Below are 26647 nucleotides of genomic sequence, written 5' to 3' on the forward strand. Positions count from 1 at the left end.
ATGCTTCCCTCTTCGTCCGCGATCCATGCCTCGAACCCTGGATCGCTTCTGCGTCGCGTCCCGAGAATTGCGCGCCGCGTCCGGTTCGTCAAGGCCCCCCACCTCTGGGAGATCGTCACATGGGGGCACGTCCGGGCAACGAAGATCACCATACTCGCACGCAGGCGCGAGACAATGCAGCTGTGACGAGCACGCCGAAGGGCGACCACCCGCATGGGTGATCGCCCTTGGCTGGTGTCCGAAGCGCCTCAGGCGCCGTGGACGTGAGTCAGAGACTCAGTGGGTTACTTGACCTCGACGGAGGCGCCGGCGCCCTTGAGGGACTCGGCAGCCTTCTCCGCGGCGTCCTTGGCGACCTTCTCGAGGACGGGCTTCGGGGTGCCGTCGACGAGGTCCTTGGCCTCCTTCAGGCCCAGGGAGGTCAGCTCACGCACGACCTTGATGACCTGGATCTTCTTGTCGCCCGCACCGGTGAGGATGACGTCGAACTCGTCCTGCTCCTCGACCTCGGCGGCCGGGGCGCCGGGAACGCCGGCGGCGGCAACGGCGACCGGGGCAGCAGCCTCGACGTCGAACTTGTCCTCGAACGCCTTCACGAACTCGGAGAGCTCGATGAGGGTCATGCCCTCGAACTGCGCGAGCAGGTCTTCCTGGCTGAGCTTCGCCATGGTGGCGGTCCTTCCACTAATTCGGCTGGTGCCGGATGTACATGTCTGGCGGGCGTACTACGGGCCCGCTGGGCGTCCGAGTGGTTACTCGGCAGCCTCGGCGGGAGCCGGCGTACCGGCACCGCCCTGCTCGACCTTGCTGCGAAGCGCGTCCGCGGTGCGGGCGAACTTCGTGAGCGGGGCCTGGAAGGTCGCCGCGGCCTTGGCCGTGGACGCCTTCATGCCACCCGCCAGCTTGGCGAGCAGAACCTCACGGGACTCGAGGTCCGCAAGCTTCTTGATCTCGTCGGCGGACAGCGCCTTGCCTTCAAGGACACCGCCCTTGATGACGAGAGCGGGGTTCTCCTTGGCGAAGTCACGAAGACCCTTCGCCGCCGTGACCGGGTCACCGGTCACGAAGGCAACAGCGGTCGAGCCCTTGAGGTGCTCGTCCAGCTGAATCCCGGCCTCCTTGGCCGCGATCTTGGTCAGCGTGTTCTTCACCACACGGTACTGAGCGTTCTCGCCGAGAGAACGACGCAGCTCCTTGAGCTGCGCCACAGTCAGTCCGGTGTAAGAAGTCACAACAGCTGCGTTGGAGTCACGGAGCTTCTCAGTGATCTCCGCAACGGCTGCGTTCTTGTCAGACGTCGCCATGAGCCTCGGCCTCCTTCCGGGTGATGAGGACCGCGCAGAAGGGGCTGGGCAAAACAAACGCCCCGGCGCAGGCGCACGGGGCGTACTCGACCGGAACGGAATTCCGTCCGGGAGTTCATCCATACACACCTGCGCAGGCCGTCCGCAGCTAGCGGATCCTTCGGCCACCACACGTCCGGGACCGGACGTGCAGAGACAACCAGCGGTCTTTGGCTTCCGGGAAAAGATACGGGAGCGGGATGCGCTGACGCAAATCGGCGTGAGCGGGGGCATCGGAGCGCCCCCGCTCACGCCGTCACAGGCTCAACGGTGCCGGTCAGGCGCCGGGCGCGCTCGCCGTCTGGCTCGCCGGCGGCGGGGCCACGTCGACCTTGGTGCCGTAGTCCGTGAAGAGCGCGGTGGAGTCGCTGGGCTGCTTGCCGCCGATCTTCTCCACCTTCTTGACCAGCAGGTTGTTGGAGTCGATCCAGACGTCGAGCTGCTCGCTCTTCGCGCCGCCCTTCTCGAGCTGCTTGCGGAGCATGTCGCGGAGGTCCTTGCTGAGCTTGCCGCTCAGCTGGTCCATCGTGACGGTGCCGCTGTAGTGCGTCGCCTGGACGCCGTTGACGTCCTCCTTGCCGACGGCCTTGGCCGTGCCCGAGGCGAGCAGCAGCTCGATCGGCTGGCTCGGGTTGGCGTTCTGGAGCACGTCCTTGAACAGGGTGCCGGAGCCGCCCAGCTGCTTCGACAGGGTGGCGTACGTGTACTTCATCCAGGGCTTGCCGCCCGCACCCGGCATGGACGCGCCCATGTTCATGTACACGGCGTCCTGGGTGTAGATCGCCTTGATCGGCTTACCGGGGCTCCCCCCGCCGGACATCGTGTTCTCCACGTTCATCCGCATGCCCTGCGACCAGTCCAGCCCGCCCTTGCTGGCCTGCTTCACCTGGCCGTTGGGGGTGGTCGTGGTCGTGGTGCCGTCGATCTTCGCGGACTTCTTGCCCTCGGTCGCCGACTGGGCCGCCTTGAGCGCGTCCGCCGCGCTCCCGCCCGCCGCGTCGCTGCTCCCGCCGCTGCTGCTCCCGCCACCGGACGACTTGCCGCCGTCGTTACAGGCGCTCAGGCCGCCCACCAGAATCACGGCACCCGCCACGGCGGCGGCTATACGCGTGCTACGCACTTGAGGCTCCCCCTTAAATCTTCTTTATGGACCTCGGGGGCGACTGTAGTGCAGGCCACTGACCGCACATGCGTCAGGCCCCGTCTCTCCACAGGGAGAAACGGGGCCTGACGCGTGAATCACGCGCTACGAGGCGTCGATCAGGGAGATCAGACGGCCTCGTCCTCGACGAGGAGGTTGCGGGTGCGGTTGGCGTCCAGCGGGATGCCGGGGCCCATCGTGGTGGTGATGGTGGCCTTCTTGATGTAGCGGCCCTTGGCGGCGGACGGCTTGAGGCGGTTGATCTCCTCGAGCGCCGCGGCGTAGTTCTCCACCAGCTTGGTCTCGTCGAAGGAGACCTTGCCGATGATGAAGTGGAGGTTCGCGTGCTTGTCCACGCGGAACTCGATCTTGCCGCCCTTGATGTCGGTGACAGCCTTGGCGACATCCGGGGTGACGGTGCCGGTCTTCGGGTTCGGCATCAGACCACGCGGACCGAGCACGCGGCCGAGGCGGCCGACCTTGCCCATGAGGTCCGGGGTGGCGACGACGGCGTCGAAGTCCAGACGGCCCTTGGAGACCTCGTCGATCAGTTCGTCCGAGCCGACGATGTCGGCGCCGGCGGCTTCCGCGGCCGCAGCACGGTCACCGGTCGCGAAGACCAGGACCCGGGCGGTCTTACCGGTGCCGTGCGGGAGGTTCACGGTGCCACGGACCATCTGGTCGGCCTTGCGCGGGTCGACGCCCAGACGCATGGCAACCTCGACGGTCGCGTCGAACTTCACGGAGGTGGTGTCCTTGGCGAGACGGACGGCCTCGAGGGGGGCGTACACACGCTCCCGGTCGATCTTCGCGTCCGCGGTGCGAAGAGTCTTGCTGCGCTTCACTTCTGCTCCTGATGCAGTGGGGTGGAGTCGTGGTGCGGACCAGCGCCTGGTCCTGCCACGGTGGTGCCAGTGGGGCTGGGGATCAGCCCTCGACCGTGATGCCCATGGAACGGGCGGTGCCGGCGATGATCTTCTCGGCGGCGTCCAGGTCGTTGGCGTTCAGGTCGGGCATCTTGGTGGTGGCGATGTCACGGACCTGGTCGCGCGTGATCTTGGCGACCTTGGTCTTGTGCGGCTCGCCGGAGCCCTTCTCCACGCCCGCGGCCTTCAGGATGAGCTTCGCGGCCGGCGGGGTCTTGGTGATGAAGGTGAAGGAGCGGTCTTCGTAGACCGTGATCTCCACCGGCACGACCATGCCACGCTGCGACTCGGTCGCGGCGTTGTAGGCCTTGCAGAACTCCATGATGTTGACGCCGTGCTGACCCAGCGCGGGGCCGACCGGCGGGGCCGGGTTTGCGGCGCCGGCGCTGATCTGGAGCTTGATAAGCCCCGTGACCTTCTTCTTCTTGGGAGGCATGCTCTCTCCGGGTCCTAGTGAGAGGTTTTTCGCCGACCCATCCGGTCATCCGGATGGAGGCATACCGCACAACGATAACGGGTATAGTCGCGCGGCCAAAAACCGAGCAGGTCAGACCGGCTGTGAGCCCGTCTGACCTGGTCGATTTGGCTGGTGGTCCGGAAGAACCTAGTTCTTCTGGATCTGGTCGAAGCTGAGCTCGACCGGGGTCTCGCGACCGAAGATCTCGACGAGGCCCTTGACCTTCTTCGAGTCGGCGTTGATCTCGTTGATCGTCGCCTGCAACGTCGCGAACGGGCCGTCGGTGACGGTGACGGAGTCGCCCACCTCGAAGTCCAGCACCTGGACCTCGACCTTGCGGGACGGCGCCGGCTTGCCCTCGGCCGCGGCGGCCTCCTTGGCGGCCTTCTCCTCGGCCTCCGGGGCGAGCATCTTGACGATCTCGTCCAGCGTCAGCGGGTAGGGGTCGTAGGCGTTGCCGACGAAGCCGGTGACGCCCGGGGTGTTGCGGACGACGCCCCAGGACTCGTTCGTCAGATCCATGCGCACGAGCACGTAGCCCGGGAGCTTGTTCTGGCGAATGGTCTTGCGCTCGCCGTTCTTGATCTGCGCGACCTCTTCTTGCGGCACCTCGGCCTGGAAGATGAAGTCCTCGACGTTCAGCGAGACGGCACGCTGTTCGAGGTTGGTCTTCACGCGGTTCTCGTAACCGGCGTAGGTGTGGATGACGTACCACTCACCGGGCAGGCCACGGAGCTCGTCGCGGAGGGCGGCCACCGGGTCGACCGGCTCCTGCTCCTCGTCCTCGGCGACCTCTGCGGCGGCCTCGGCATCCTCGTCGACGTGTACCGCGGCCTCTTCGGCGGGCTCGCCGGCGGCAGCGTCCTCGGCGTCGAGCTCATCGACCTCGTCGACGGCCTCGACGATCTCAAGCGCGGTGTCGTCGCCCTCGACCTCGGCCGAGGCCGCCGCGTCAACGTCGGCCGCTGCCGTCTCGGCGGAGTCGGCGGCGTCGTTCAGGTTCGGGTCAGACACGGTGGCTGCTTCTTCCTGGCTTCAAGGGGTTGAACATGCGAAAGGGGCGCCCGCTGAGGCGCCCTCCGCGGGATCAGCCGAAGACGTACCCGACGACTCGGTTGATTCCCAAGTCAATCACGGTTACGAGACCGATGATGATGACAACGAAGACGATCACCACGCTGGTGTACGTCGACAGCTGGCTACGCGTGGGCCAGACGACCTTGCGGAGTTCCGCCACGACCTGGCGGTAGAAGAGCGCGAGCCGAGCGAAGGGGCCCTTCTTGCCGCGCTTACCGCCGCGGCGGGGCTTCTTCTGGGATTCCGCCGCTTCGTCCTCGGAACGACCGCGCTCAGGCATGTCGATGGAGCCCAGGGCGTCCGTCACTCGTCCTCACCTGAATCCGGGTCGTGGCCGTGCCGCGCCCGGTTGAGCCGCACGGCGGTGCATTTCATACGTACGCGTGCACGCACTGCGGTGGAGAGTGCGTGTAGCAGGGCCGGAGGGACTTGAACCCCCAACCGCTGGTTTTGGAGACCAGTGCTCTACCAATTGAGCTACGACCCTTTGTGGTTCCCCCAACCTACCGCATGCGGTCGACTGCACTAAGTGCGTGCGCCGCGGCGACCTGTTAGGAGCCAACGGTCAGCGAGTGTACGTGCTTCGGGGCCGGGCGTCGAACAGGATCCTCCCGGGTGGTGCCCGCAAACCCGTGTAACGGGCTCCCCGGAGGTCTGCAACGATGCATATATGAGCGCTGCAACCCCTTCCGCATCGTCCCCCACCGACCGCCGGGTTTCGGCCCGCGTCGGTTCGATCTCCGAGTCCGCGACCCTTGCCGTCGACGCCAAGGCGAAGGCACTCAAGGCCGCCGGACGCCCGGTGATCGGCTTCGGCGCCGGTGAGCCCGACTTCCCCACGCCCGACTACATCGTCGAGGCGGCGATCGAGGCCTGCCGCAACCCGAAGTACCACCGCTACACGCCGGCCGGCGGTCTCCCCGAGCTCAAGACCGCGATCGCCGCGAAGACGCTGCGCGACTCCGGTTACGAGATCGAGGCGGCGAACGTCCTGGTGACGAACGGGGGCAAGCAGGCCATCTACGAGGCGTTCGCGGCGATCCTCGACCCGGGCGACGAGGTCATCGTCCCGGCGCCGTACTGGACCACCTACCCCGAGTCGATCCGGCTCGCGGGCGGCGTGCCGGTCGATGTGGTCGCCGACGAGACCACCGGCTACCGCGTGAGCGTCGAGCAGCTGGAGGCGGCCCGTACGGACCGCACCAAGGTGCTGCTCTTCGTGTCGCCGTCGAACCCGACCGGTGCGGTCTACACCCGGGAGCAGGTCGAGGCGGTGGGCCGCTGGGCCGCCGAGCACGGCCTGTGGGTGCTCACCGACGAGATCTACGAGCACCTGGTCTACGGCGACGCCGAGTTCTCGTCGCTGCCGGTGGTCGTGCCGGAGCTGCGCGACAAGTGCATCGTCGTCAACGGCGTGGCGAAGACGTACGCCATGACCGGCTGGCGGGTGGGCTGGGCGATCGGCCCCAAGGACGTCATCAAGGCCGCCGCGAACCTCCAGTCGCACGCCACGTCCAATGTCTCCAACGTCGCGCAGGCCGCGGCCATCGCGGCGGTCTCCGGCGATCTGACGGCCGTCGAGGAGATGAAGGTCGCCTTCGACCGCCGCCGTCGCACCATCGTGCGGATGCTCAACGAGATCGACGGCGTGCTGTGCCCGGAGCCGGAGGGCGCGTTCTACGCGTACCCGTCGGTCAAGGAGCTCCTGGGCAAGGAGATCCGCGGCAAGCGCCCGCAGAGCAGCGTCGAGCTGGCCGAGCTGATCCTGGAGGAGGCGGAGGTCGCCGTCGTCCCGGGTGAGGCCTTCGGCACCCCCGGCTACCTGCGGCTTTCCTACGCGCTGGGCGACGAGGACCTGGTCGAGGGCGTGTCGCGCCTCCAGAAGCTGCTGGCCGAGGCCAAGTAGGACTCCGGCCACCGGCCGATGGCGAGCGGGCCCCGATGTTCCGGGGCCCGCTCGCGCGTTCTCCCGGACACCCCTTCGGGAAAGGCCCTACCGGCGTACCGCCGGATACGGCAAGATCTTGGGATGGAGAGCGTTCGTGCCCGCGGCGGAGCCGCACTTCGAGACCTGCGCCTGTTGCCGAAGGCCCATCTGCACCTGCACTTCACCGGGTCGATGCGGTCCGCGACCCTGCTGGAGCTCGCCGACAAGTACGGCGTCCATCTGCCGGAGGCGCTGCGGAGCGGGGAGCCGCCCCAGCTGAGAGCCACGGACGAGCGCGGCTGGTTCCGCTTCCAGCGGCTCTACGACATCGCACGGTCGTGCCTGCGGGAACCCGAGGACATCCGGCGGCTGGTGCACGAGGCCGCCGAGGAGGACGTCCGCGACGGGTCGCGCTGGCTGGAGATCCAGGTCGACCCGACCTCGTACGCACCGAGGCTGGGCGGGCTGATCCCGGCCCTGGAGATCATCCTGGACGCGGTGCACAGCGCCTCCCGTGACACCGGGCTCGGCATCCGCGTCGTGGTCGCCGCGAACCGTATGAAGCACCCGTTGGACGCCCGCACGCTGGCGCGTCTGGCGGTGCGCTACGCCGACCGGGGCGTGGTCGGTTTCGGGCTCTCCAACGACGAACGCCGGGGTTTCGCCCGGGACTTCGACCGCGCCTTCGCCATCGCCCGGGAGGGCGGTCTGCTGGCGGCGCCGCACGGCGGTGAGCTGTCGGGCCCGGCGAGTGTCCGGGACTGCCTGGACGATCTGCACGCCGGCCGGGTGGGGCACGGCGTACGGGCCGCGGAGGACCCGGTGCTGCTGAGCCGGCTGGCCTCGCGCGGGGTGACCTGCGAGGTGTGCCCGGCGTCGAATGTGGCGCTGGGGGTCTACGAGAAGCCCGAGGACGTACCGCTGCGGACGCTCTTCGACGCGGGCGTGCCGATGGCGCTGGGTGCGGACGATCCGCTGCTGTTCGGCTCGCGGCTGGCCGCGCAGTACGAGATCGCCCGCACCGCGCACGGCTTCACGGACGCCGAACTGGCCGAGCTGGCCCGGCAGTCCGTCCGCGGCTCGCGCGCCCCGCAGGACGAGCAGCAGCGGCTGCTGGCGGAGATCGACGCCTGGCTGGCCGCGTAGGGCCGCCCAGGGGCCTTCCGGGGCGCGTCGTCCGGATCGCCTAGAGGCTGACGCCGACCGTGACCGGTTCGTTGACGAGGGTGACGCCGAAGGCCGCGTGGACGCCGTCGCGGACCTCACGGGCCAGTGCGAGCAGGTCCTCGGTGGTGGCCTTGCCACGGTTGGTGAGCGCGAGGGTGTGCTTGGTGGAGATGCGGGCCGGGCCGCTGCCGTAGCCCTTGGTGAAGCCTGCCCGGTCGATGAGCCAGGCCGCCGAGGTCTTCACCAGGCCCTCGCCGGCCGGGAAGGCGGGCGGGGCGACGTCGGGGCCGAGGCAGTCCTGGACGCGCCGGAGGAAGGCGTCGTGCTCGGCCTCGGTGAGGATCGGGTTGGTGAAGAAGGAGCCTGCCGACCAGGTGTCGTGGTCCGCGGGGTCGAGCACCATGCCCTTGCCGGCGCGCAGCGCCAGAACGGTCTCCCTGGCGATGGCGGCCGGGACCCGGTCACCTGCCTCGACGCCGAGCGCGCGGGCGGTCTCGGCGTACTTCAGGGGCGCGGAGAGGCCACCGGCGTCCTCCAGGGCGAAGCGCACCCGCAGCACCACGAACCGGTCGGGATGCTGCTTGAAGCGGCTGTGGCGGTAGGAGAAGCCGCACTCCTCGTTGGGGAGCGTGACGGTCTCGCCGGCACGGCGGTCGTAGGCGACGACCTCGGTGATCGTGGCGGAGACCTCCTGGCCGTACGCGCCCACGTTCTGGATCGGGGTGGCGCCCGCCGAGCCGGGGATGCCGGCCAGGCACTCCACACCGGCCAGTCCGGCCTCGACCGTACGGGCGACCGCGTCGGACCAGTTCTCGCCCGCGGCGAGCGTGAGGTCCGTGCCGTCGAGCGCGAAGCCGCGGGTGGCGATGCGCAGGGCCGTGCCGTCGAAGCCCTTGTCGCCGATGACGAGGTTGCTGCCGCCGCCGATGATCAGCAGCGGGGTCCCGGCCTCGTCGGCCGCGCGGACCGCCGCGATGACCTCGTCGTCGGTGGTGGCCGTGACGAGGCGGGTTGCCGGGCCGCCGAGGCGGAAGGTGGTCAGCGGGGCGAGGGGCGCGTCGTGGAGTTCCTGCACGCGCCCAAGGGTACGGGGACGGTCCGGCAACGCTCGGCCGGCCGCCCCCGAAAGGAGTCGCTCAGGCGAGGCGGACCACGGCGCGGGACATGCCCAGCACCTTCTGGCCTGCGCTGATCGCGGTGAGGTCGACGCGGACCGTACGGTCGTCGTCGTCCAGCTTGGCGGCGACCTTGGCGCTGACCTCGATCAGCGCACCGGTCTCGTCGTTGGGCACGACGACGGGCTTGGTGAAGCGCACGCCGTACTCGGCGACCGCGCCGGGGTCGCCGGCCCAGTCGGTGACCACCCGGATCGCCTCGGCCATGGTGAACATGCCGTGGGCGATGACGTCCGGCAGTCCGACCTCCTTGGCGAACTTCTCGTTCCAGTGGATCGGGTTGAAGTCACCGGAGGCGCCCGCGTACTGGACGAGCGTGGCGCGGCTCACGGGGAAGGTCTGCGCCGGGAGTTCCGTGCCGACCTCGACCTCGTCGTAGGAAATCTTGGCGGTCATCTCAGGCCTCCTGCGCGGCGCGGGCCACCAGCTTGGTGAAGGCGGTCACGACGTGCTCGCCCGCCTCGTCGTGCACCTCGCCGCGGATATCGATGATGTCGTTGCCCGCCATGGACTTGATGGCCTCGATGGTGGAGGTGACGCTCAGTCGGTCCCCGCTGCGCACCGGCCGGGTGTAGGCGAACTTCTGGTCGCCGTGCACCACCCGGCTGTAGTCCAGACCCAGTTGCGGATCCTCGACGACCTGCCCCGCGGCCTTGAAAGTGATCGCGAACACAAAGGTCGGCGGCGCGATCACGTCGGAGTGCCCGAGTGCCTTGGCCGCTTCGGCGTCCGTGTAGGCGGGGTTGGTGTCACCGATCGCCTCGGCGAATTCGCGGATCTTTTCCCGGCCGACCTCGTACGGGTCGGTGGGCGGGTACGTGCGTCCGACAAAAGACTGGTCGAGCGCCATGGCTCGCAACCTCCCTGTACTGATGGTGATAACGCCGTGAGGCCGCCCCCACGAATGGGGACGGCCTCACGGACTAGCCTGTGTTATCGCGTCTCGCGGTGCGCGGTGTGCGACTTGCAACGGGGGCAGTGCTTCTTCATCTCAAGACGGTCCGGGTCATTACGCCGGTTCTTCTTGGTGATGTAGTTCCGCTCCTTGCACTCCACGCAGGCCAGCGTGATCTTCGGGCGGACGTCGGTGGCAGCCACGTGAGTGCTCCTTGGACGGACGGGTGGTCGGATTAACGCATAAAAGAGTAGCCGATCGGAGGACCGACCCCACAATCGGCTACTGTCAGTAGCGGTGACCGGACTTGAACCGGTGACACAGCGATTATGAGCCGCTTGCTCTACCGACTGAGCTACACCGCTGTGATGCAAGAGTCCCTCGTCCGAAGACGAGGTACCTCACACATCAGAGCCCCAATACGGAATCGAACCGTAGACCTTCTCCTTACCATGGAGACGCTCTGCCGACTGAGCTATTGGGGCGAGCGATGAAGACATTACACGGCCCGCCGCCAAACGTGAAATCCGTATCCGGGCCGTGCCCCAACGGCCCCGCGCACCACACCGGTACGACTATTTCGCGCCTGCGCGAAGCTCTCCCGGCAGCGCCCTAGGCTCGGAAGAACGCTGCGTGATCTTGCACGCCGGTGGCTTCGAGGAGCGCGATGTCCGACAGCAGTTCGCCGCAGCCCCAGCCGGGAAAGCCCGGCGGCGCCGGCCGCTACGCCAGGTCGGACAACGGTGCGCTGGTTCTGTGCGGCGCCCGGCTCGCCGACGGCCGCACGGTGGACGTACGGCTCGGCGGCGGACGCATCGAGGCCGTCGGGACGGCCGGCAGCCTCGCCCCGCAGGGCGCCCGCGTCGACCTCGCCGGATACCTCCTGCTCGCCGCCCCCGTCGAGCCGCATGCGCACTGCGACACCGCCCTGACGGCCGATTCCGACGGCCCCGCCTCCGGCTCCCCCGAGGACGTCCAGCGCCGGACCACGGAGGCCGCGCTGCTCCAGCTGGGGCACGGCGCCACCGCCTCGCGCAGCCACGTCAGGATCGGCGACGTACAGGGGCTGCGGTCGCTGGAGGCGGTGTTGCAGGCCCGCAGGTCGCTGCGCGGGCTGGCCGATCTGGCGGCGGTCGCGGTGCCGCGGGTGCTGACCGGGGTGGCCGGTGCGGACGGGCTGGCGATGCTGCGGGACGCCATGAAGATGGGCGCCTCGGTCATCGGCGGCTGCCCGGATCTCGACCCCGACCCGGCGGGGTATGTCGAGACGGTCCTGGAGCTGGCCGGGGAGCACGGCTGCCCGGTGGATCTGCACACCGACGGCGACGATCCGGCGCGGCTGGCGCGGTTCGCGGCGATGTCCGGGGGGCTGCGGCCCGGCGTCGCCCTCGGGCCGTGCGCCGGGATGGCGCGGATGCCGCGGAGCGTGGCGGCGCGGGTCGCCGAGCAGCTGGCGGCCGCCGGGGTCGCCGTCGTCTGTCTGCCGCAGGGCGACTGCACGGGGCTGGAGCGGTACGGCTCGCGGGTGTCGCGTCCGGCGCCCGTACGGCTGCTGCGGGCGGCCGGGGTGCGGGTGGCGGCGGGCAGCGGGGCGCTGCGGGACGTGGCGAACCCGGTGGGGCGCGGCGACCCGCTGGAGGCCGCCTACCTCCTGGCCTCCCTGGGTGAGGCGACCCCGGAGGCGGCGTACGAGACGGTGAGTTCGGCGGCGCGGGCGACCCTGGGGCTGCCGGAGGTGCGTGTCGAGGCGGGCTTCCCCGCGGAGCTGCTGGCGGTGCGCGGCGAGCGGATCGCCGGGGTGCTCTCGCTGGCCTACAGCCGGATCGTGATCCACCGCGGGCGGGTGGTCGCCCGTACCAGCGCGGTGCGGGAGTACTGCGACTCGGCGGCGGAGGTGGCGCTGGAACTGCCGCGGCAGTCGCAGCGCTGAGCCACGGCGGCGAGAACCCGCCGGACCCCGGCCGGTCCCGCGCTCCACGGCGGCCCTTCGGCGTACGGTCGGGATCATGCGCATTGTCATCGCAGGTGGACATGGTCAGATCGCGCTGCGGCTGGAGCGGTTGCTCGCCGGGCGCGGGGACGAGGTCGCGGGCATCATCCGCCGGCCGGAACAGGCCGGCGATCTGCTGGCCGCGGGAGCCGAGCCGGTGGTCTGCGACCTGGAGTCGGCGTCGGTGCAGGACGTCGCCCGGCACATGGAGGGCGTCGACGCGGCCGTCTTCGCGGCGGGTGCGGGACCGGGCAGTGGCATCGAACGCAAGGACACGGTGGACCGCGGGGCGACGGCGCTCTTCGCGGACGCGGCCGAGGCCGCCGGGGTACGGCGTTTCCTCGTCGTCTCGTCCATGGGCGCGGACCGTGAGCCCCCCGAGGGCACCGACCCGGTCTTCGCCGCGTACCTGCGGGCGAAGGGCGCCGCGGACGCGGACGTACGGGCCCGCGCCGGGCTGGACTGGACGATCCTGCGGCCGGGCCGGCTGACCAATGACCCCGGAACGGGCCTGGTGACGCTGGCCGAAGCGACCGGCCGCGGCGAGGTGCCCCGGGACGATGTGGCGGCCGTCCTGGCGGCGCTGCTCGATGAGCCGGGCACCATCGGCCGGACGCTGGAGCTGATCGGCGGGGAGGTGCCGGTCAAGGAAGCGGTGCGGGCGGTGGCGGGGCACTGAGGGTGCGGCGTCCGCCGGGTGCCGGGGGAGCCGGCCGGCGCGGGCGAACGCTGCTCGGCGGCTGGACATTCGCTTCGACTTCGCGGTGGGCGGCAGGGTGGCCGGTTGGCGGTGGCCGGTGGTCGACCTCCAACGCGCGTACCGCGCAAGGCAGTTGGAGCGTCGCACGGGCGGAATGGAGGCCGGGGCGCCGCACGGGTGGCCACTTGGCGTGGCGCGGGGAGAGCCGGCGAACCGCGACGGCTCCCCGCTTCCGCTGTGCGGGGAGTCATGCGGCGGCGGGTGTTACCTGTCGATCAGGTCGACGCACGCCTTGGCGCTGGAGCCCTTGAAGCGGGCGCAGAGCTTTCCGTCCGCGAAAGGGTTGCCCTGCGGGGTCCAGCTGGCTTTGATCTCATCGCCGTGACGCTTGGCGGTCATCTTGTGGGTGCCCGCGTACCAGTTGGTGACGTAGGCCGTCGCCTTGCTGCGGCTCGCGGGCGGGTTGGTCCAGGTGGCGGTGATGGTGCCGGGGTACGTGGAGCCGCTCTCGCCGGTGGTCGCGATGCAGATCTGCGGGCCACTCCAGTTGTGGGTGCACCCCGAGGCGGCGGCGTGTGCCGCCGGTGCGGCGGTGAGGCCGGCGAGGGCGACTGCGCCGGCCAGGGTCAGGATCCGGGTACGTGCACGCGATCGCACAGTCTTCTCCTTCAAGAGTGGGGGGACGGAAGCCGCGGCCGGCGAAGTTGATGCATACGCGTCAGCCGACCGCCGGTGATCACCGTAACGATCTTGAATGCGGGGAGGAAAAGGGGGGACGGCCGCGGCACCCCGGCCGGGCAGGGACCGCCCGATCGAGGCGAGAGCGCACGACAAGGGGCCCTTGATCTGCGTTCTCCGCAGATCAAGGGCCCCTTGTACTCCTGTGGCGGCGCCAGGATTCGAACCTGGGAAGGCTGAGCCGGCAGATTTACAGTCTGCTCCCTTTGGCCGCTCGGGCACACCGCCAAGGTTTGCTGCCGGGAGACCCGCTGTGGGCGGCGCTCCGTGGCAACGACGTAAACCATACCCGATGGCTGGGGGTGGTTCGCCACTCGATTCGGGAGCGCTGGATCTTGGACGGGTGGCTAGGCTTGGCAGGCGGCCCGGGAAGGGCCGCGCCCCTGACGGATCTACGTACGAGGAGCCAACTCAACATGGCCGACTCCAGTTTCGACATCGTCTCGAAGGTAGAGCGGCAGGAGGTCGACAACGCCCTCAACCAGGCCGCCAAGGAGATCTCGCAGCGCTACGACTTCAAGGGCGTGGGCGCGTCGATCGAGTGGTCGGGCGAGAAGATCGAGATGCGGGCCAACGCCGAAGAGCGGGTGAAGGCCGTGCTCGACATCTTCCAGTCCAAGCTGGTCAAGCGCGGGATCTCACTGAAGGCGCTGGACGCCGGCGAGCCGCAGGCCTCGGGCAAGGAGTACAAGATCTTCGCCTCGATCGAGGAAGGGATCTCGCAGGACAACGCCAAGAAGGTCGCCAAGATCATCCGTGACGAGGGCCCCAAGGGCGTCAAGGCACAGGTGCAGGGCGACGAGCTGCGTGTCAGCTCGAAGAGCCGGGACGACCTCCAGACGGTGCAGCAGCTGCTGAAGGGCAAGGACCTGGACTTCGCGCTTCAGTTCGTGAACTACCGGTAGAGGACCGGCTTTCCGGTGCCACGGATGGGGCGGCGCGCTTCGGCGTGCCGCCCCACCGGTGTGTCGGGGGGGAGGCCAGGAGCAGCTCGGCACCGGGCTCCGGCGGCGCGGGGAGGTGCGGAGCTTCATCGACGGCCTGCCGGGGGTCGAGCCGGTCGGGTTCCGGTGGTTTGCGGCCCCTCGGGGGCTCGTACGGGTCCGAGGGCGAGGGGCCGGCGGCCTGCGGGAGCCGGGCGTCAGCGGGCGGCGAAGGGCTCGTCCGTGGGGACGATGTCGCGGCCCAGGGGCATGAGGGAGATCGGGATCATCTTGAAGTTGGCGATGCCGAAGGGGATCCCGATGATCGTCACGCACAGGACGAGGCCGGTGACGATGTGCCCCAGGGCCAGCCACCAGCCCGCGAAGATGATCCAGATGACATTGCCGATCGCCGATCCGGCACCGGCGTCGTGGCGCACGACGGTCGTACGGCCGAAGGGCCACAGGGCGTAGCCCGCGATCCGGAAGGACGCGATGCCGAACGGGATGGTGATGATCAGGATGCAGCAGATGATGCCCGCGACGACGTAGCCGAGCGCCAGCCACAGGCCGCTGAGGATCAGCCAGAGGACGTTAAGGATGAACTTCATGATCAACAGCCTTCCACGGGCACGGCGGTGAATGCATCTGCCGTGCTAGACGCCCCGGGACCGGTGAATCGTTGCGTTCATGATGCGACGGGCCTGCGCTGACGGCCACCGGTCGGGCGCTCCCGGGAGGCGTCAGGGGCGGTGGCCCGCCATCTGTTCGAGGCGGGCGATGCGTTCCTGCATCGGGGGGTGGGTGGAGAACAGCCGGGACATGCCCCCGCCCGCCCGGAACGGGTTCGCGATCATCATGTGGCCGGCGGTCTCCAGCCGCGGCTCGGGCGGGAGCGGGAGCTGCTGGGTGCCGATTTCGAGCTTGCGCAGGGCGGAGGCCAGGGCCAGCGGGTCGCCGGTGAGCTGGGCGCCCGAGGCGTCCGCCTCGTACTCGCGGGAGCGGCTGACGGCGAGCTGGATGAGCGCGGCCGCGACCGGCCCGAGGATCATTATCAGCAGCATGCCCAGGAGGCCGGGGCCCTCGTCGTCGTCGGAACGGCCTATCGGAATCAGCCAGGCGAAGTTGACGAGGAACATCACGACGGAGGCCAGCGCGCCCGCGACGGAGGAGATGAGGATGTCGCGGTTGTAGACATGGCTGAGCTCATGGCCGATGACGCCGCGCAGCTCGCGTTGGTCGAGCAGCTGGAGGATGCCGTCGGTGCAGCAGACCGCGGCGTTGCGGGGGTTGCGGCCGGTGGCGAAGGCGTTGGGCGCCTGGGTCGGGGAGATGTACAGGCGTGGCATGGGCTGGCGGGCCATGGTGGAGAGCTCACGGACCATGCGGTAGAGCTGGGGCGCCTCGAACTCGCTGACCGGGCGGGCGCGCATCGCCCGCAGGGCCAGCTTGTCGCTGTTCCAGTACGCGTAGGCGTTGGTGCCCAGGGCGACGACGACGGCGATGATCAGGCCCGTACGGCCGAACAGGCTGCCGATGACGATGATGAGGGCGGACAGTCCCCCGAGGAGTACGGCGGTCCTGAGCCCGTTGTGCCGGCGGTGCACGGTACGCCCTCCAAGCGGTGCGGCAGGGGAACCCTGTGCTGCGTTTCTCCACTGACCAGTGGACCCTTACTCACTGGTCAACGCGAGATGAACGAGCCTGGTTCCCTTGTGCACGCGCGGTGGGCCGGGCGGGGCACACCGCCGCGCCCGGTGGGGCGTGATGCCGTACGGGTGGGGCCGGCGGCCGGTGCGGGCCGGCAGGGGCTGGCGGGGGCGGGTGCGTGCGCCGGCCACTCGGCCGTTAGAGCAGCGTCCCGGAGGCGAAGCGCAGGACGAGCTGCGGGGCGCCGGAGAGGGCGATGCCGAGCACGGTGGCGAGCGCGATGGCGGTGGCGAGCGGCGCCGGGATCCTGGCGCGGGACGGCTGCCCCTTCTGCGCGGCCTCGGGGGCCTTTGCGCGCTCCGTGTCCTCGGCCCCTTCCCCGGCACCTTCCTCGGCTCCCCGGAAGAGGACCGTCGTCCACTGGAGGTAGTAGTAGAGCGCGATCACGACATTGACGGCCATGATCACCGCGAGCCAGGCCAGGCCCGCGTCGACGGCCACGGAGAAGACCGTGACCTTGGCGAACAGGCCGATGATGCCGGGCGGCAGACCGGCGAGGCAGAGCAGGAAGAAGCCGAGGGCGAGCGCCACGACGGGCCGCTGGTGGTACAGGCCCCGGTAGTCCGTGATGCGGTTGGCGGGGCGCGTACGGGCCACCAGGGCGGCGACGGCGAAGGCGCCGAGGTTCACGGCCGCGTACATCAGGGCGTAGGCGACGGTGGAGCCGATGGCGTGCGCCGGGTCGTCGGTGTAGCCCGCCGCCGCGATCGGGACCAGGAGGTAGCCGGCCTGGCCGACCGAGGACCAGGCGAGCAGGCGTACGGCGCTGTGCGCACGGCGGGGGTCCTGGCGCAGGGCCGCGACATTGCCGACGGTCATGGTCAGCGCGGCGAGGACGGCCAGTGCCGGGCCCCAGACGTTCGCGTACGTGGGGAAGCCCTGGACCGTGACGAGGATCAGGCCGGAGAAGCCGACCGCCTTGCCGACCACGGAGAGGTAGCCGGCGATGGGGAGCGGCGCGCCGACGTAGGTGTCCGGCACCCAGAAGTGGAACGGGGCGGCGGCGGTCTTGAAGGCGAAGCCGACGAGGGTGAGCGCGACACCGGCGCTCGCCAGGGTGGCCAGCCGCGGGTCGGGGAGGGCGGTGAGGGCGTGCGCCACCTGGGAGAGGTGCAGGCTGCCGGTGGCCGCGTACAGGAAGCTCACGCCGAGCAGCATCACGGCGGTGGCGGCCACCGAGGACAGGAAGAACTTGAGCGCGGCCTCGGAGGAGAGCCGGTCCCCGCGCCGCAGTCCGACCAGCGCGAAGGCGGGCAGCGAGGCGACTTCGAGGGCGATGACGAGGGTGGCGAGGTCCCTGGAGGCGGGCAGCAGGGCCGCGCCGGAGGCCGAGGAGAGCAGCAGGAACCAGTACTCGCCGCTGGGCAGGTCGTGGTCCTTGAGCGTGTCGATCGACAGCAGGGCGGTCAGCAGCGCCCCGCCGAGCACCAGGAACTGGATGACCAGGGTGAACGGGTCGGCCACATAACTGCACACGTCCGGGTGGGCGGGGAGGCAGAAGGTGCGGCGGTCCTCGCCCAGGAGGGGGAGCAGGGACAGCGCGGCGAGCGCGAGGCCCGCCGTCGCGATCCACCCCAGCAGCGGCTTGCGGGCCGCCGGGAGGAAGAGGTCGGCGACGAGCACCACCAGGGCGACGGCCGCGGCAACGGTGGGCGGCGCGAGGGCGAGCCAGTCGACGGACTGGACCAGAGAGGTGACCGTGCTCATCACTTACCGCCTCCGAGGAGCTGCTGGACGGCCGGGTCGGTGAGGCCGAGGAGGGCCGCGGGCCACAGTCCGGCGAGGACGGTGAGGACGGCGAGAGGGGTCCAGGCCGCGTATTCGTAGCGCGCGAGGTCGGGGATGACGAGGGACGGAGCGGCCGGGACCTCGGTGACCGCTTCGGCCGCCGTGGCGGTGCCCTCCTCGACGGCCGGGACGGCTTCGGCGACCGCCGGGGTGCCGCCCATGCAGACGCGGCGGACGACGAGCAGCAGGTAGGCGGCGGTCAGCAGGGTGCCGAGGCCGGCCAGCACCATGAACGTCAGGAAGGCGGGGCGGCTGAGGCCGGCGGCCGGCCGGAAGGCGCCGAACATCGCCAGCATCTCGCCCCAGAACCCGGCCAGCCCGGGGATGCCCAGCGAGGCGACCGCCCCGAAGGCGAGCAGACCGCCGAAGCGGGGGGCCTTGCCGTACAGGGCCGCGCCGGTGCTGCCCGCGAGGGTGTCGAGGTCGGTGCTGCCGTAGCGGTCCTTGAGCGCGCCGACGAGGAAGAAGAGCAGGCCGGTGATCAGGCCGTGGGCGATGTTGGCGAACAGCGCGCCGTTGACGCCCGTGGGGGTCATGCTGGCGATGCCGAGCAGGACGAAGCCCATGTGGCCGACGGAGCTATAGGCGATCAGGCGCTTGAGGTCGCCCTTGGCGCCCTTGCGCACCAGGGCGAGGCAGGCGAGCGAGCCGTAGATGATGCCGATGGCGGCCAGCGCGGCGAGGTACGGCGCGAAGGTGTGCATGCCGTCGGGCGTGATGGGCAGCGCGATCCGCACGAACCCGTAGGTGCCCATCTTCAGCAGGACGCCGGCCAGCAGCACCGAGCCGACGGTGGGGGCGGCGGTATGCGCGTCGGGCAGCCAGCTGTGCAGCGGCCACATCGGGGACTTGACGGCCAGTCCGATGCCGATCGCGAGCACGGCCAGAAGCTGAACGGTGTGGCTGAGCTGCGCTTTCGGTCCGTTGTCAGTGGCGAGTGCCACCATGTCGAACGTGCCTGATTTCACGCCGATGAGGAGGAGGCCGAGCAGCATCACGACGGAGCCGAGCAGCGTGTAGAGGATGAACTTCCACGCCGCCGCCTGCTTTTCCGCACCGCCCCAGCGGGCGATGAGGAAGTACATCGGGATGAGGACCATCTCGAAGGCGAGGAAGAACAGCATCAGGTCGAGGACGGCGAAGGTGGCGAGGGTGCCGGCCTCCAGGGTGAGCAGCAGGGCCACAAATGCCTTGGGAGACGGGCCCGTTGGCATGTGGAAGTAGCTGTAGAGCGCGCAGAGGAAGGTCAGCAGCGCGGTCAGCACGACAAGGGGGAGCGAGATGCCGTCGACGCCGAGGTGGATGCGGATGTCCAGCGCCGGGATCCAGCTGATGTCGGTGGTGGCCTGCATACGGGCCGGATGGGCGTGGTCGAAGCCGACGGCCAGCGCGACGGCCGCGGCGAGCACGACGCCGGTGGCGGTCACGCCGTGGCGCAGTACGGCCTGGTCGGGGTTGCGGCCCCTGAGACCGGGGGGCGCCGGGAGCAGGGCACCGGCCGCGCCCAGCAGGGGGAGGACGACGACCGCCGCGAGGAGGTACTGGAGAGCGGTGGGGTTCACGGGTCAGGCCCTCCTCAGGGTTTCGGCTCCGGCGAGCCCGACCGCGAGGGGTGTCGGCCGGGGGTGCGGGGTGCGTGCACCAGCGGTGTGCGGCATCGGTCAGGCTCCCGTGCCCGTAGCGACGAGGACGGCCGCGATGGCCAGGACGAGCGAGCCTGCGAGCAGCGCGCCGAGATAGGTCTGCACGTTGCCGGTCTGGGCGCGGCGGACCGCGGCGCCCAGCAGGCGGGGTGCGGTGCCCGCGCCGCGGACGTAGGTGTCGACGACCTCGCGGTCGAGGAAGCGGACGAGTGTGGCGGCGGCGCGCACGGGCCGGACGAAGAGGGCGGAGTAGACCGCGTCGAGGTGGAAGCCGACGGCCGCGTGGCGGTGCAGCGGGCCCAGGAGGAGACGGCCGGGGTCGGCCGGGTCCGGGGCGCCGGCGTTGTCGCCGTAGGCCGGGGCGTGGGTGTCGATGGCCACCTCCTCGGCGAGCGCGGGGGTGGCGTCCGGTGCGGCGACGACCGCGCCGAGCGGGGTGCGGGCGGCAAGGGCGGTGGTGTGGCGCCAGGCCGCATAGGTGACCAGGCCGCCGACGAGGGCGATTCCGGTGCCCAGGACGGAGGTGGTCAGGGTCGGTGCGAGCGAGCGCCCGTCGAACCAGTCGGGCAGGAAGGGGGCGGAAAGACCCAGCGCGACGGTCGGGACGAAGAGCACCCACAGGACGGCGTTCATGGCGACCGGCTGCGGGCCGTGGTCGGCGGCTTCGACGCCCTTGCCCTTGAAGGCCAGCAGCCACAGGCGGGTGGCGTAGGCCGCGGTGAGGAGGGCGGTGAGCAGTCCGGAGACCAGTACGGTCCAGCCGGCCGCGCCGGGGATGCCGTGCGCGTCACCGGTGGCGGCGTGTTCGGCGGCGCCCAGGACGGCTTCCTTGGAGAAGAAGCCGGCGAACGGCGGGATCGCGGCGAGCGCGAGCAGCGCGATGGTGACCGTCCAGTAGGCGTCCGGGATGCGCCGGGCCAGGCCGCTCATCCGGGACATGGCGGCCAGCGAGTTGGTGCCCGCGGCGTGGATGATCACGCCTGCGCCGAGGAAGAGGAGGGCCTTGAACGCGCCGTGCGAGATGAGGTGGAAGACGGCGGCGCCACGGTCGCCGACGGCAAGGGCGCCGAGCATGTAGCCGAGCTGGCCGACCGTCGAATAGGCCAGGACGCGCTTGATGTCGTCCTGGGCCAGCGCGGCCAGGCCCGAGCCGACCATGGTGATCGCGGCCATGACGGCGAGCACGACCAGCGCGGCGGCGGAGGCGGCGAAGACGGGGAGGAGACGGGCCACGAGATAGACACCGGCCGCCACCATCGTCGCGGCGTGGATCAGCGCCGAGACGGGCGTCGGGCCGGCCATCGCGTCCGGCAGCCAGGTGTGCAGCGGGAACTGCGCCGACTTGCCCGCGACACCGGCCAGCAGCAGCAGCGCGATCAGTGTCGGGTGGTCCAGGCCGCCGCTGGCGACGGAGCCGAGGATGCCGGTGATCCGGAAGGTCCCGGCGTCGGCGGCCAGCGCGAAGATGCCGAACAGGAAGGGGACGTCGCCGAGCTTGGTGACGAGGAAGGCCTTGAGGGAGGCGGCGCGGGCGGCCTCGGTCTCCCAGTAGTGGCCGACGAGGAAGTAGGAGCAGATGCCCATGACTTCCCAGCCGACCAGCAGCAGCATCAGGTCGCCGGTGTAGACGACCAGCAGCATCGCGGAGGTGAAGAGCGAGACCAGCGCGGCGTAGGAGGGGTAGCGGGGATCGTCGCGCAGATAGCCGGTGGAGTAGATCTGCACACAGGTCGCCACGACCCCGACCAGGACGGCCATCAGCACGGCGAAGCCGTCGAGGTGCAGGGCCAGGTCGATGGGGACCGAGCCGGTCGGGGTGAGCCGGGTGGCGACGTCGGTGGCCGGGCCGGTGCCCTGTCCGATGGCGACGGTCACGGTGAGCGCGGCCGCGGCCAGCGTCGGCAGCACGGCCAGCGGCCGGACGAAGCCGGGCGCGCGGCGTCCCAGGAGGAGACCGGCGACGGCCCCGAGGAAGGGCAGGAGGGGAACGAGAACAGCGGTGGTCGTGAGCGTCACGCGGCGGCCTCCGCCGTGGTGTCCGGCTGCGGGTCCCCGTCCGCGGCGCCCGTCGTCTCGGCGAGATCGCGGAGCCGGTCGATGTCGGAGCTGCCGCGGTTGCGGTAGACGAGCAGCACGATCGCCAGGCCGATGCCGATCTCGGCGGCGGCGATCGCGATGGTGAAGAGGGTGAGCGCCTGGCCGGTGTGCAGGGTGTCGCGCAGCCAGACGTCGAAGGCGACGAGGTTGAGGTTGACGGCGTTGAGCATCAGCTCGACGGACATCAGCACCAGGATCGCGTTGCGGCGGGCGAGCACGCCGTACAGCCCGGTGCAGAAGAGCAGGACGGCGAGGACGGCCGGGTAGCCGAGATGCATCAGCGCTGCTCCTCTCGCGGGGCGGGGGCGGGGGCGGCGGGAGTGCGGAAGGCACCGTTCTTGAGGTCCGCAGCCGCGGCCCTGCCCTCCCCCGACCTGCGGGACAGCACGATCGCCCCGACGAGCGCGGCCAGCAGCAGTACGGACAGCCCCTCGAAGGGCAGCACCCAGTACTGGAAGAGGCTGCGCCCGGAGACCTCGGTGGAGCCCTGGGCGGGCCCGTCGAGGTTGATCCAGGTGGCGCGGAACGCGTCCACGACGACCCAGACCAGGGCGGCGGCCGAGGCGAGGGCCACGGCCAGCGCGGCCCAGCGGTTGCCCGAATCGGCGTCCGGGGAGCGGCCGATGGGCGCCTTGGTGAGCATCAGCCCGAAGAGCAGCAGGACGACGACGGACCCGACGTAGATCAGCACCTGCACCCAGGCGATGAACTCCGCCGTGAGCAGGAGATATTCGACGGCGATCCCGCCGAGGGCGACGACCAGCCAGAGGGCGGCGTGCACCATCTGCCGGGTGGTGACGGTGATGACGGCCGCGCCGAGGGTGGCGATACCGACGAGGACGAAGGCGATCTCGACACCGGAGGTCGACAGGAAGCCATGGCCGGCTGCGGTGGCGGCGAGCGTCACGTTCCCTCCCCTGGGGTGTCCGGTCGGTCCTGGTCCGCTGTTTCCTGCTCCGGCGCCTGGGCCTCAGCCTGGGCCGCTTCGGCTTCGGCCTGCTGCTGGGCGGCGAGCTTGTCCGCCGCCTTGCGGGCGGCGGCGAGTTCCTTGGGCTCCTCGGCCGCCGGGTCGAGCGCCGGCGGTTCGGGCACCGTCCACATCCACTCGCGGAGCTTGTCGCGCTCGTGCGTCAGCTCGTGGATGTCCGTCTCGGCGTACTCGAACTCCGGTGACCAGAAGAGCGCGTCGAAGGGGCAGACCTCGATGCAGATACCGCAGTACATGCACAGCGCGAAGTCGATCGCGAAGCGGTCCAGCACATTGCGGCTGCGCTCCCGGCCTCCGGGGGCGGCCGGCGGCACCGTCTCCTTGTGGGAGTCGATGTAGATGCACCAGTCGGGGCACTCGCGGGCGCACAGCATGCAGACCGTGCAGTTCTCCTCGAACAGCCCGATGACGCCACGGCTACGCGGCGGGAGGTCGGGCTGGACGTCCGGGTACTGCGCGGTGACCGATCGTTTCGTCATCGTCCGGAGGGTGACGGCCAGCCCCTTGGCGAGACCGGAACCGGGGAAGCTCACGACGAGATCACCACCTTGACGACGCCGGTGAGGGCGATCTGGGCGAGGGCGAGCGGGATGAGGACCGTCCAGGCGAGCTTTTGCAGCTGGTCCTCACGCAGCCGCGGGTAGGTCACCCGCAGCCAGATGACGACGAAGGCGAGGATCACGGTCTTCACCAGCGTCCACAGCCAGCCCAGGCCGTCGCCGCCGAACGGGCCGTGCCAGCCGCCGAGGAAGAGGACGGAGGTCAGGGCGCAGAGGACGACGATGCCGGCGTACTCGGCGAGCAGGAAGAGCGCGAAGCGCAGTCCGGTGTACTCGGTGTACGCACCGAAGATGATCTCCGAGTCGGCGACCGGCATGTCGAACGGCGGCCGTTGCAGCTCGGCGAGCCCCGCGGTGAAGAAGACCACGCCGCCGACGATCTGCCACGGCACCCACCACCAGTGGAAGGCCTCGATGATGCCCGGCAGCGAGAGCGTGCCGGCCGCCATCGCGACGGAGGCCGCCGCGAGCAGCATCGGCAGCTCGTACGCGAGCAGCTGCGCGGCCGTCCGCAGACCGCCGAGCAGCGAGAACTTGTTGGCCGAGGCCCAGCCCGCCATCAGCGAGCCGAGCACGCCGACGCCCATGACGGCGAGGACGAAGAAGATGCCCGCGTCCAGGGCCTGTCCCACGGCGTTGTGCGGGCCTATCGGGATGGCGACCAGGACCAGGAGGTACGGCAGCAGCGCGACGGCGGGCGCGAGCTGGAAGATCCGCCGGTCGGCGCCGGCCGGAACGATGTCCTCCTTCTGCGCGAACTTCACACCGTCGGCGACGAGCTGTGCCCAGCCGTGGAACCCACCCGCGTACATCGGGCCCAGCCGGCCCTGCATATGGGCCATGACCTTGTGCTCGGTCTGCCCGATGACCAGGGGGAAGACCAGGAAGACGACGAAGACGGCGACGAGGCGCAGCGCGATGTCGAAAGCGTCGCTCACGGGGTGTCGCCTCCTGCCGGGTCTTGGGGGGTGTCCTGCTCAGGCCCGGGGGCGGGGTCCGGGGCGGCGTCCGGTTTCGGCTCGGGGGCGGGTTCCGGTGCGGCCGTGGGCTCCTGCTCGGCCGTGGGCTCCTGCTCGGCCTTCTTCCCGGGCGCTGCCTTGGTCTCCTCCGGCGCTGCCTTGCTGTCCGGCTGCTCCGGCTCGTCGAAGGCGGGACGGGCGTGGTGCCAGGGCGCGTCCGAGGAGCGCGGGGCCGCCTCCTTCGCGGGGGCTGCCGGGGTTTCCGTCGCCGGGGCTTCCTTGGACGGGGTCTCCGTCGCCGGGACCTCCTTCGGGGAGGGCGCCTCAGCGGTCCCCTTGGGCGAGGCCGCCTCAGGAGTCTCCTCGGTCGCGGACGCCTCCGCCGCGCGCCGCTGTCCGGCCGAACCCTCGCTCGCCGACCGCGTACGCCGGGCCGGGCGCTCCGCCCGCTCGGGACGTGCCTCGGCCGCGGGAGTCTCCGCCGCGGGGGTCCCGGTCGTCTCCGCCGCCTGCTGGCCGGCCGAGCCCGCGCCCGCGGTCCGCGTACGCCGCGCCGGACGCTCACCGGCGGCCGCACCGGCACCACCGGCCGCGCGTGCACCACCTGCCGCACGCGCACCCCGCGCCGGGCGTGCGGGCGCCGGCGGCAGCTGGCCCTTCAGCGGGCCCCATTCGTTCGGGTCCGGGACGCCGGGGGGCAGCATCTGGCGGCGCTTGGGCCCGCCGTGCTCGGACTCCCCTGGTTCCTTGGCCCCCGGCCACGCCTTGGCGACCCGCGCCGCCAGCACGAAGTCCTTGCGCAGCGGGTGCCCCTCGAAGCCGTCCGGGAGCAGCAGCGGTACGAGGTGCGGATGGCCGGTGAAGTCCACGCCGAACATCTCGTGGGTCTCCCGCTCGTGCCAGCCCGCGCCCGCGTAGACGCCCACGGCGGTGGGCAGCACGGCCGTCTCGTGCGGCACGGTCGTCCGCACGATCAGCCGGTGGACGGTGCCGGGCCGTGCCACGTCGGCGAGGTGGGCACAGACCAGGAAGCCGGTGCCGGGCTCGTCGACGGCGCTCAGCCAGTCGAAGTAGGTGCAGCCCAGGTCGTCGCGGGCGGCCGTCAGCGCGGTGAGCCAGCCGTCCGCGGGGACGTCGACGGTCAGGGCGTCGTACGCCAGCTCCGCCGTGGACCCCGTACCGAAGATCTCGCTCGCGGGCCGCGGCAGCCAGCCGACAACGGGCTCGGCGACGGGCTGCTCGGGCTGTTCCGGCTGCTCGGACTGTGGCGCGGGGGTCTCCGCCTGCTGCTCCGGCTGCTCGCTCATCGGGGCTCCTCCCCCGGCGCCTTCGAGGCGTCCGCCGCCTCGGGCGCATCCGCCGTCTTGGGCGCGGGCGGCGGGACCAGCCCGCTGCGCAGCGCGGCCGCGGACGGCCGGGCCGCGCCGCCCTTCGCGTACCGCTCCCCCAGCGACTCGCGCGCGATCTTCTCCTGGAGCTTGAGGATGCCCTGGAGCAGCGCCTCCGGACGCGGCGGGCAGCCGGGGACGTACACGTCCACCGGGATGATCTGGTCGACGCCCTTGGTGACCGAGTACGAATCCCAGTAGGGGCCGCCGCAGTTGGAGCAGGCCCCGAAGGAGATGACGTACTTCGGCTCGGGCATCTGCTCGTAGAGCCGCTTGACCGCGGGCGCCATCTTGTCGGTGACCGTGCCGGAGACGACCATCAGGTCGGCCTGGCGGGGACCGGGCGCGAAGGGGATCACGCCGAGCCGGATGAAGTCGTGCCGCGCCATGGACGCGGCGATGAACTCGATGGCGCAGCAGGCGAGGCCGAAGTTGAAGACCCACAGGCTGTAGCGGCGGCCCCAGTTGAGGACCACCTTCATCGGTTCGGGCGCGAGCCGGGACAGGGTCCCCAGGCGCCGCGGTTCCGGCAGGTACTGCGGGGCGGCGTCCTCGGGCGTGGCCGCGGAGGTGTGCCGAGCGGGGGTCACGTCCATTCCAGGACGCCCTTCTTCCATGCGTAGAGCAGGCCGATGGTGAGGAAGCCCAGGAAGATGAACATCTCCACGAGCGTCACACCGCCGAAACCGGGTGCGGCGAAGATCGTCGCCCAAGGGAAAAGGAAGATCGAGTCGACGGCGAAGATGACGTAGAGGAAGGCGTACACGTAATAGCGGACCTGGGTGTGCGCCCAGCCCTCGCCGACCGGGTCCACGCCGCACTCATACGTCAGCAGCTTCTCGGGCGTCGGCACGACAGGCCGCAGCAGCCGCCCGGCCCCGAAGGCCACCGCGACGAAGAGCACGCCGATCACGGCGATGATCCCGACGACCGAGTAGCCCTGGAAATAGTCCGCGGCGACAGTGGTGCGTACGGTCGCGTCCGGCACGTCCGCCCCTCGCTCCCTGACTGCGCTTGTTCAACGACTTCGACGATCTGTACGGATGGGAGTCTAG

At 70.6% G+C, this 26647-nt stretch carries 29 protein-coding genes and 4 tRNA genes; 5 read left to right on the forward strand and 28 right to left on the reverse strand.

Annotation, left to right across the window (positions count from 1 at the left end):
- Positions 1 to 284: 284 nt before the first annotated feature.
- The 8 genes from rplL to M8I34_RS10620 all read right to left on the reverse strand — a co-directional run bounded on the left by rplL (position 285) and on the right by M8I34_RS10620 (position 5431).
- The gene (gene rplL, locus M8I34_RS10585) at positions 285 to 668 is read right to left on the reverse strand and encodes a 50S ribosomal protein L7/L12 (RefSeq protein WP_030986128.1); all 384 of its coding nucleotides are present in this window, start codon (positions 666 to 668) and stop codon (positions 285 to 287) included.
- Positions 669 to 752: 84 nt separating this feature from the next.
- Entirely contained in the window at positions 753 to 1304 is a 552-nt protein-coding gene (gene rplJ, locus M8I34_RS10590; protein ID WP_030986126.1) for a 50S ribosomal protein L10, read from the reverse strand.
- 316 nt (positions 1305 to 1620) lie between these two features.
- Positions 1621 to 2463: a hypothetical protein gene (locus M8I34_RS10595; RefSeq protein WP_250049182.1), complete on the reverse strand. Its 843-nt coding sequence runs from the start codon at positions 2461 to 2463 to the stop codon at positions 1621 to 1623.
- 149 nt (positions 2464 to 2612) lie between these two features.
- Positions 2613 to 3329 carry a 50S ribosomal protein L1 gene (rplA, locus tag M8I34_RS10600; protein WP_030074759.1) on the reverse strand — a complete coding sequence of 239 codons (717 nt, stop codon included), beginning with the start codon at positions 3327 to 3329 and terminating at the stop codon, positions 2613 to 2615.
- A gap of 82 nt (positions 3330 to 3411) precedes the next feature.
- Positions 3412 to 3846, reverse strand: a complete 435-nt coding sequence (gene rplK, locus M8I34_RS10605) for a 50S ribosomal protein L11 (RefSeq protein WP_030074757.1) — start codon at positions 3844 to 3846, stop codon at positions 3412 to 3414.
- Between the two features lie 168 nt (positions 3847 to 4014).
- Positions 4015 to 4881, reverse strand: a complete 867-nt coding sequence (gene nusG / locus M8I34_RS10610; protein ID WP_053208555.1) for a transcription termination/antitermination protein NusG — start codon at positions 4879 to 4881, stop codon at positions 4015 to 4017.
- Between the two features lie 73 nt (positions 4882 to 4954).
- Positions 4955 to 5251, reverse strand: coding sequence for a preprotein translocase subunit SecE (gene secE, locus M8I34_RS10615; protein ID WP_030074753.1), 297 nt, complete (start codon positions 5249 to 5251; stop codon positions 4955 to 4957).
- 107 nt (positions 5252 to 5358) lie between these two features.
- Positions 5359 to 5431: transfer RNA gene (locus M8I34_RS10620), tRNA-Trp, on the reverse strand.
- Positions 5432 to 5614: 183 nt separating this feature from the next.
- Here M8I34_RS10620 and M8I34_RS10625 point away from each other — a divergent pair.
- Both M8I34_RS10625 and M8I34_RS10630 read left to right on the forward strand, forming a co-directional pair.
- Positions 5615 to 6850 carry a pyridoxal phosphate-dependent aminotransferase gene (locus tag M8I34_RS10625; RefSeq protein WP_250049183.1) on the forward strand — a complete coding sequence of 412 codons (1236 nt, stop codon included), beginning with the start codon at positions 5615 to 5617 and terminating at the stop codon, positions 6848 to 6850.
- A gap of 123 nt (positions 6851 to 6973) precedes the next feature.
- A complete protein-coding gene (locus M8I34_RS10630; protein ID WP_250049184.1) occupies positions 6974 to 8017 on the forward strand; it encodes an adenosine deaminase in 1044 nt (347 codons plus the stop codon).
- A 40-nt stretch (positions 8018 to 8057) separates the two neighbouring features.
- Here M8I34_RS10630 and M8I34_RS10635 read toward each other — a convergent pair whose 3' ends face one another.
- The 6 genes from M8I34_RS10635 to M8I34_RS10660 all read right to left on the reverse strand — a co-directional run bounded on the left by M8I34_RS10635 (position 8058) and on the right by M8I34_RS10660 (position 10593).
- Positions 8058 to 9113 carry a UDP-N-acetylmuramate dehydrogenase gene (locus M8I34_RS10635; RefSeq protein WP_250049185.1) on the reverse strand — a complete coding sequence of 352 codons (1056 nt, stop codon included), beginning with the start codon at positions 9111 to 9113 and terminating at the stop codon, positions 8058 to 8060.
- 61 nt (positions 9114 to 9174) lie between these two features.
- Positions 9175 to 9609 carry a MaoC family dehydratase gene (locus M8I34_RS10640; protein WP_244414117.1) on the reverse strand — a complete coding sequence of 145 codons (435 nt, stop codon included), beginning with the start codon at positions 9607 to 9609 and terminating at the stop codon, positions 9175 to 9177.
- Between the two features lies 1 nt (position 9610).
- Positions 9611 to 10063, reverse strand: coding sequence for a MaoC family dehydratase N-terminal domain-containing protein (locus M8I34_RS10645; RefSeq protein ID WP_244414116.1), 453 nt, complete (start codon positions 10061 to 10063; stop codon positions 9611 to 9613).
- A gap of 83 nt (positions 10064 to 10146) precedes the next feature.
- The gene (gene rpmG / locus M8I34_RS10650; protein ID WP_030986111.1) at positions 10147 to 10311 is read right to left on the reverse strand and encodes a 50S ribosomal protein L33; all 165 of its coding nucleotides are present in this window, start codon (positions 10309 to 10311) and stop codon (positions 10147 to 10149) included.
- 89 nt (positions 10312 to 10400) lie between these two features.
- A tRNA-Met gene (locus M8I34_RS10655) sits at positions 10401 to 10473 on the reverse strand.
- Between the two features lie 47 nt (positions 10474 to 10520).
- Positions 10521 to 10593, reverse strand: a tRNA-Thr gene (locus tag M8I34_RS10660).
- A gap of 182 nt (positions 10594 to 10775) precedes the next feature.
- On the opposite strand from M8I34_RS10660, the gene M8I34_RS10665 reads away from it, so the two are divergent.
- Positions 10776 to 12038, forward strand: a complete 1263-nt coding sequence (locus M8I34_RS10665; RefSeq protein WP_244414115.1) for an amidohydrolase family protein — start codon at positions 10776 to 10778, stop codon at positions 12036 to 12038.
- A 76-nt stretch (positions 12039 to 12114) separates the two neighbouring features.
- Positions 12115 to 12777, forward strand: coding sequence for an SDR family oxidoreductase (locus M8I34_RS10670; RefSeq protein ID WP_250049186.1), 663 nt, complete (start codon positions 12115 to 12117; stop codon positions 12775 to 12777).
- A gap of 285 nt (positions 12778 to 13062) precedes the next feature.
- On the opposite strand, the gene M8I34_RS10675 is transcribed toward M8I34_RS10670, so the two are convergent.
- Both M8I34_RS10675 and M8I34_RS10680 read right to left on the reverse strand, forming a co-directional pair.
- Complete coding sequence (locus M8I34_RS10675; protein WP_250049187.1) at positions 13063 to 13455, reverse strand: hypothetical protein; 393 nt, start codon at positions 13453 to 13455, stop codon at positions 13063 to 13065.
- Positions 13456 to 13682: 227 nt separating this feature from the next.
- Positions 13683 to 13764: transfer RNA gene (locus M8I34_RS10680), tRNA-Tyr, on the reverse strand.
- Positions 13765 to 13952: 188 nt separating this feature from the next.
- Between M8I34_RS10680 and M8I34_RS10685 the strand changes: the two genes are divergently transcribed.
- A complete protein-coding gene (locus M8I34_RS10685) occupies positions 13953 to 14441 on the forward strand; it encodes a YajQ family cyclic di-GMP-binding protein (protein WP_030986105.1) in 489 nt (162 codons plus the stop codon).
- Positions 14442 to 14677: 236 nt separating this feature from the next.
- Here the strand turns inward: M8I34_RS10685 and M8I34_RS10690 are convergent, their stop codons facing one another.
- The 12 genes from M8I34_RS10690 to M8I34_RS10745 all read right to left on the reverse strand — a co-directional run bounded on the left by M8I34_RS10690 (position 14678) and on the right by M8I34_RS10745 (position 26580).
- Positions 14678 to 15070 (reverse strand): YccF domain-containing protein, encoded by a 393-nt coding sequence (locus M8I34_RS10690; protein WP_030074731.1) that lies wholly within the window; start codon positions 15068 to 15070, stop codon positions 14678 to 14680.
- 132 nt (positions 15071 to 15202) lie between these two features.
- Positions 15203 to 16066 (reverse strand): zinc metalloprotease HtpX, encoded by an 864-nt coding sequence (htpX, locus tag M8I34_RS10695; protein WP_250049188.1) that lies wholly within the window; start codon positions 16064 to 16066, stop codon positions 15203 to 15205.
- Positions 16067 to 16307: 241 nt separating this feature from the next.
- Positions 16308 to 17876 carry an NADH-quinone oxidoreductase subunit N gene (locus M8I34_RS10700; protein WP_250049189.1) on the reverse strand — a complete coding sequence of 523 codons (1569 nt, stop codon included), beginning with the start codon at positions 17874 to 17876 and terminating at the stop codon, positions 16308 to 16310.
- Positions 17876 to 19519, reverse strand: a complete 1644-nt coding sequence (locus tag M8I34_RS10705) for an NADH-quinone oxidoreductase subunit M (protein ID WP_250049190.1) — start codon at positions 19517 to 19519, stop codon at positions 17876 to 17878. The genes M8I34_RS10700 and M8I34_RS10705 overlap by 1 nt, the downstream gene beginning before the upstream one ends.
- Positions 19520 to 19618: 99 nt before the next feature.
- Positions 19619 to 21616, reverse strand: coding sequence for an NADH-quinone oxidoreductase subunit L (locus tag M8I34_RS10710; protein WP_250049191.1), 1998 nt, complete (start codon positions 21614 to 21616; stop codon positions 19619 to 19621).
- The gene (nuoK, locus tag M8I34_RS10715; protein ID WP_250049192.1) at positions 21613 to 21975 is read right to left on the reverse strand and encodes an NADH-quinone oxidoreductase subunit NuoK; all 363 of its coding nucleotides are present in this window, start codon (positions 21973 to 21975) and stop codon (positions 21613 to 21615) included. The genes M8I34_RS10710 and nuoK overlap by 4 nt, the downstream gene beginning before the upstream one ends.
- Positions 21975 to 22604, reverse strand: a complete 630-nt coding sequence (locus M8I34_RS10720) for an NADH-quinone oxidoreductase subunit J (RefSeq protein ID WP_250049193.1) — start codon at positions 22602 to 22604, stop codon at positions 21975 to 21977. The genes nuoK and M8I34_RS10720 overlap by 1 nt, the downstream gene beginning before the upstream one ends.
- A complete protein-coding gene (locus M8I34_RS10725) occupies positions 22601 to 23164 on the reverse strand; it encodes an NADH-quinone oxidoreductase subunit I (RefSeq protein ID WP_250049283.1) in 564 nt (187 codons plus the stop codon). Before M8I34_RS10725 ends, M8I34_RS10720 begins: the two co-directional genes overlap by 4 nt.
- Before the next feature lie 50 nt (positions 23165 to 23214).
- On the reverse strand, positions 23215 to 24183 hold the full coding sequence (locus M8I34_RS10730; protein WP_250049194.1) for an NADH-quinone oxidoreductase subunit H: 969 nt from the start codon (positions 24181 to 24183) through the stop codon (positions 23215 to 23217).
- On the reverse strand, positions 24180 to 25511 hold the full coding sequence (locus M8I34_RS10735; protein WP_250049195.1) for an NADH-quinone oxidoreductase subunit C: 1332 nt from the start codon (positions 25509 to 25511) through the stop codon (positions 24180 to 24182). Before M8I34_RS10735 ends, M8I34_RS10730 begins: the two co-directional genes overlap by 4 nt.
- Positions 25508 to 26188, reverse strand: a complete 681-nt coding sequence (locus M8I34_RS10740) for an NADH-quinone oxidoreductase subunit B (protein ID WP_250049196.1) — start codon at positions 26186 to 26188, stop codon at positions 25508 to 25510. Before M8I34_RS10740 ends, M8I34_RS10735 begins: the two co-directional genes overlap by 4 nt.
- Positions 26179 to 26580, reverse strand: a complete 402-nt coding sequence (locus M8I34_RS10745; RefSeq protein WP_159481524.1) for an NADH-quinone oxidoreductase subunit A — start codon at positions 26578 to 26580, stop codon at positions 26179 to 26181. The genes M8I34_RS10740 and M8I34_RS10745 overlap by 10 nt, the downstream gene beginning before the upstream one ends.
- Positions 26581 to 26647 lie beyond the last annotated feature (67 nt).

It is taken from the genome of Streptomyces sp. MCA2 (assembly GCF_023544705.1).
In the GTDB taxonomy this organism is placed as follows: Bacteria; Actinomycetota; Actinomycetes; order Streptomycetales; family Streptomycetaceae; genus Streptomyces; species Streptomyces decoyicus.

Coding starts and splice junctions, on each gene's coding strand:
- rplL (WP_030986128.1), bottom strand. CDS start 668: ATGGCGAAGCTCAGCCAGGAAGACCTGCTCGCGCAGTTCGAGGGCATG.
- rplJ (WP_030986126.1), bottom strand. CDS start 1,304: ATGGCGACGTCTGACAAGAACGCAGCCGTTGCGGAGATCACTGAGAAG.
- rplK (WP_030074757.1), bottom strand. CDS start 3,846: ATGCCTCCCAAGAAGAAGAAGGTCACGGGGCTTATCAAGCTCCAGATC.
- M8I34_RS10625 (WP_250049183.1), top strand. CDS start 5,615: ATGAGCGCTGCAACCCCTTCCGCATCGTCCCCCACCGACCGCCGGGTT.
- M8I34_RS10630 (WP_250049184.1), top strand. CDS start 6,974: ATGGAGAGCGTTCGTGCCCGCGGCGGAGCCGCACTTCGAGACCTGCGC.
- M8I34_RS10640 (WP_244414117.1), bottom strand. CDS start 9,609: ATGACCGCCAAGATTTCCTACGACGAGGTCGAGGTCGGCACGGAACTC.
- M8I34_RS10645 (WP_244414116.1), bottom strand. CDS start 10,063: ATGGCGCTCGACCAGTCTTTTGTCGGACGCACGTACCCGCCCACCGAC.
- M8I34_RS10665 (WP_244414115.1), top strand. CDS start 10,776: ATGTCCGACAGCAGTTCGCCGCAGCCCCAGCCGGGAAAGCCCGGCGGC.
- M8I34_RS10670 (WP_250049186.1), top strand. CDS start 12,115: ATGCGCATTGTCATCGCAGGTGGACATGGTCAGATCGCGCTGCGGCTG.
- M8I34_RS10685 (WP_030986105.1), top strand. CDS start 13,953: ATGGCCGACTCCAGTTTCGACATCGTCTCGAAGGTAGAGCGGCAGGAG.
- M8I34_RS10690 (WP_030074731.1), bottom strand. CDS start 15,070: ATGAAGTTCATCCTTAACGTCCTCTGGCTGATCCTCAGCGGCCTGTGG.
- M8I34_RS10700 (WP_250049189.1), bottom strand. CDS start 17,876: ATGAGCACGGTCACCTCTCTGGTCCAGTCCGTCGACTGGCTCGCCCTC.
- nuoK (WP_250049192.1), bottom strand. CDS start 21,975: ATGCATCTCGGCTACCCGGCCGTCCTCGCCGTCCTGCTCTTCTGCACC.
- M8I34_RS10725 (WP_250049283.1), bottom strand. CDS start 23,164: ATGACGAAACGATCGGTCACCGCGCAGTACCCGGACGTCCAGCCCGAC.
- M8I34_RS10735 (WP_250049195.1), bottom strand. CDS start 25,511: ATGAGCGAGCAGCCGGAGCAGCAGGCGGAGACCCCCGCGCCACAGTCC.
- M8I34_RS10740 (WP_250049196.1), bottom strand. CDS start 26,188: ATGGACGTGACCCCCGCTCGGCACACCTCCGCGGCCACGCCCGAGGAC.